The sequence below is a fragment of the Amaricoccus sp. genome (assembly GCF_036846665.1).
Classification (GTDB): domain Bacteria; phylum Pseudomonadota; class Alphaproteobacteria; order Rhodobacterales; family Rhodobacteraceae; genus Amaricoccus.
In genome coordinates, this window is sequence record NZ_DAIUBO010000376.1 from 1 (window position 1) to 2,298 (window position 2,298).

2 protein-coding genes and 1 pseudogene are annotated in these 2,298 nt (G+C 74.9%); all 3 read left to right on the forward strand.

Annotation, left to right across the window (positions count from 1 at the left end):
• Nucleotides 1-357, forward strand: a pseudogene (locus tag V7050_RS20480) (cobalamin biosynthesis bifunctional protein CbiET); the annotation flags it as partial.
• Nucleotides 354-1,055, forward strand: coding sequence for a precorrin-2 C(20)-methyltransferase (gene cobI, locus V7050_RS20485; protein ID WP_324369831.1), 702 nt, complete (start codon nucleotides 354-356; stop codon nucleotides 1,053-1,055). The pseudogene V7050_RS20480 and the gene cobI, both read left to right, overlap by 4 nt.
• The coding region (locus tag V7050_RS20490; protein WP_324411206.1) for a cobalamin biosynthesis protein at nucleotides 1,045-2,298 on the forward strand (1,254 nt) is incomplete at its 3' end. The genes cobI and V7050_RS20490, both read left to right, overlap by 11 nt.

A 2,298-nucleotide genomic window follows, 5' to 3' on the forward strand; every position in this document is an offset into this window, starting at 1 on the left:
GACCCCGCCCGCCGCGCCATGGCGGCGCGCAACGCCACCCGCCTCGGCGCCCCGCGCCTCGCCCTGATCGACGGCACCGCACCGCAGGCGCTTTCCGGCATGCCGCCCCCGGATGCGGTCTTCATCGGCGGCGGGCTCGACCGGGAGACGGTCGCCGCCTGCCTGCGCGCGCTGCGGCCCTTCGGGCGGCTGGTCGCCAATGCGGTGACGCTCGAATCCGAGGCGCTGCTCGCCGAGATGCAGGCCGAGCACGGCGGCGACCTGACCCGCATCGCCGTCAGCCGTGCCGAGCCCGTGGGCCGGTTCCGCGGCTGGCGGCCGGCCATGCCGGTGACGCAATGGAGCTTCGAGCCATGACCGGCAGGCTCTACGGCATCGGCGTCGGGCCCGGAGACCCTGAACTGATGACGCTCAAGGCGCATCGCCTGATCGCCCGCGCGCCGGTCGTCGCCTATCCGGCCCCCGACAGCGGCGAGAGCTTCGCGCGCGCCATCGCCGCCGGCGCCATTTCGCCCGGGGCCGAGGAGATCCCGATCGTCATTCCGATGCGCACCGCCCGCTTCCCGGCGCAGGAGATCTACGACGCCGCCGCTTCGCGCATCGAGACCCATCTCGCGGCCGGCCGCGACGTGGTGGTGCTCTGCGAAGGCGACCCGTTCTTCTACGGCTCGTTCATGTATCTGCACGCCCGCCTCGCCGGCCGCTTCCCGGTGGAGATCGTTCCCGGCGTCTCGTCGCCCTCGGCCTGCACCGCCGCCGCCGCCCGACCGCTCTGCGCCCGCAACGAAGCCCTGACCATCCTGCCGGCGCCACTGCCCGATACCGAGCTTCGCGCGCGCCTGGCGCGGACGGATGCGGCGATCGTGATCAAGCTCGGCCGCCACCTGCCGCGGCTGCGGCGACTGCTCGACGAGCTCGGCCTGAGCGCCCGGACGCTCTACGTGCGCCACGCCAGCCTGCCGCAGCAGGAGGTGCTGGCGCTAGCCGATGCCCCCGAGATCGCGCCCTATTTCTCCATGCTGCTCATTCCCGGAAGCGATCCCCATGCGACCTGAGCCCGTCGTCGTCACGCTGGACCCTTCGGACGCGCTCGCCGACCGCATCGCCGCGGCGGTCGAGGCCCGCCTGCACGCGCGCGGCCGCGACTTCACCGAGACCGGGGCGCATCTGCGCGGCCTCTTTCTCGCCGGGCATCCGGTCATCGGCCTCTGCGCCGCCGGCATCCTGATCCGCAGCCTCGCACCGGTGCTCGCCAGCAAGGCCGACGAGCCCCCGGTCCTCGCCGTGGCCGAGGACGGATCGGCGGTGGTGCCGCTGCTCGGCGGGCATCACGGCGCCAACGACCTGGCGCGCCGGATCGCGCAGGCGCTCGCATCCCTGCCCGCCATCACCACCGCCGGCGATCTCGCGCTCGGGGTCGCCCTCGACGCCCCGCCGCCCGGCTGGCGCCTGGAGAACCCCGAGCACGCCAAGCCCGTCATGGCCGCCCTCATTCGGGGCGCCCCCGCCTCGCTCTCGGGCGAGGCGCCGTGGCTCGCACCGCTCCTCGGCCGCGAAGGGATCACGGCCCGACCGGCACCGGTGGGCGACGCGCCGGTCGTACTTCGGCTCGAGGACGGCCCGGCGCTGGTCTGGCGCCGGCAAACGCTCGCACTCGGCGTCGGCTGCGTGCGCGGCTGCGATCCGGGCGAGCTGATCGGGCTGGTGCAACGCTCGCTCGCCGAGGCGGGCCGATCCGTCTTCGAGGTCGCCGGGATCTGGTCCGTCGAGCTCAAGGCCGACGAGGCGGCGGTCCATGCGCTCGCCGGGAACCTCGGCGTGCCGGCGCGGTTCTTCTCGCCCGAGCGCCTGGAGGCCGAGACCCCCCGGCTCGCCGATCCCTCCGAAGTGGTCTTCGCCGAGATCGGCTGCCACGGCGTCAGCGAAGCCGCGGCGCTGGCCGCCGCCGGCCCGGACGGCGCCCTGGTGCTGGCCAAACGGAAATCCGCCAATGCGACCTGCGCGCTCGCCACCCTCGGCACGGGGCCGGAGCCCGGCCGCCCGCGCGGACGGCTCGCCGTGGTCGGCATCGGCCCCGGAAGGCCGGACTGGCGCACCCCCGAAGCCTCTCGCCTGATCGCGGAGGCCGACGAGCTGGTCGGCTACGGGCTCTATCTCGACCTGCTCGGCCCCATCGCCGCCGGCCGGCGCCGGGATTTCCCGCTCGGCGCCGAGGCGGATCGCTGCCGCTACGCGCTCGAGAGCGCGGGCGCGGGCCGGTCCGTGGCGCTGATCTCCTCGGGCGATGGCGGCATCTAC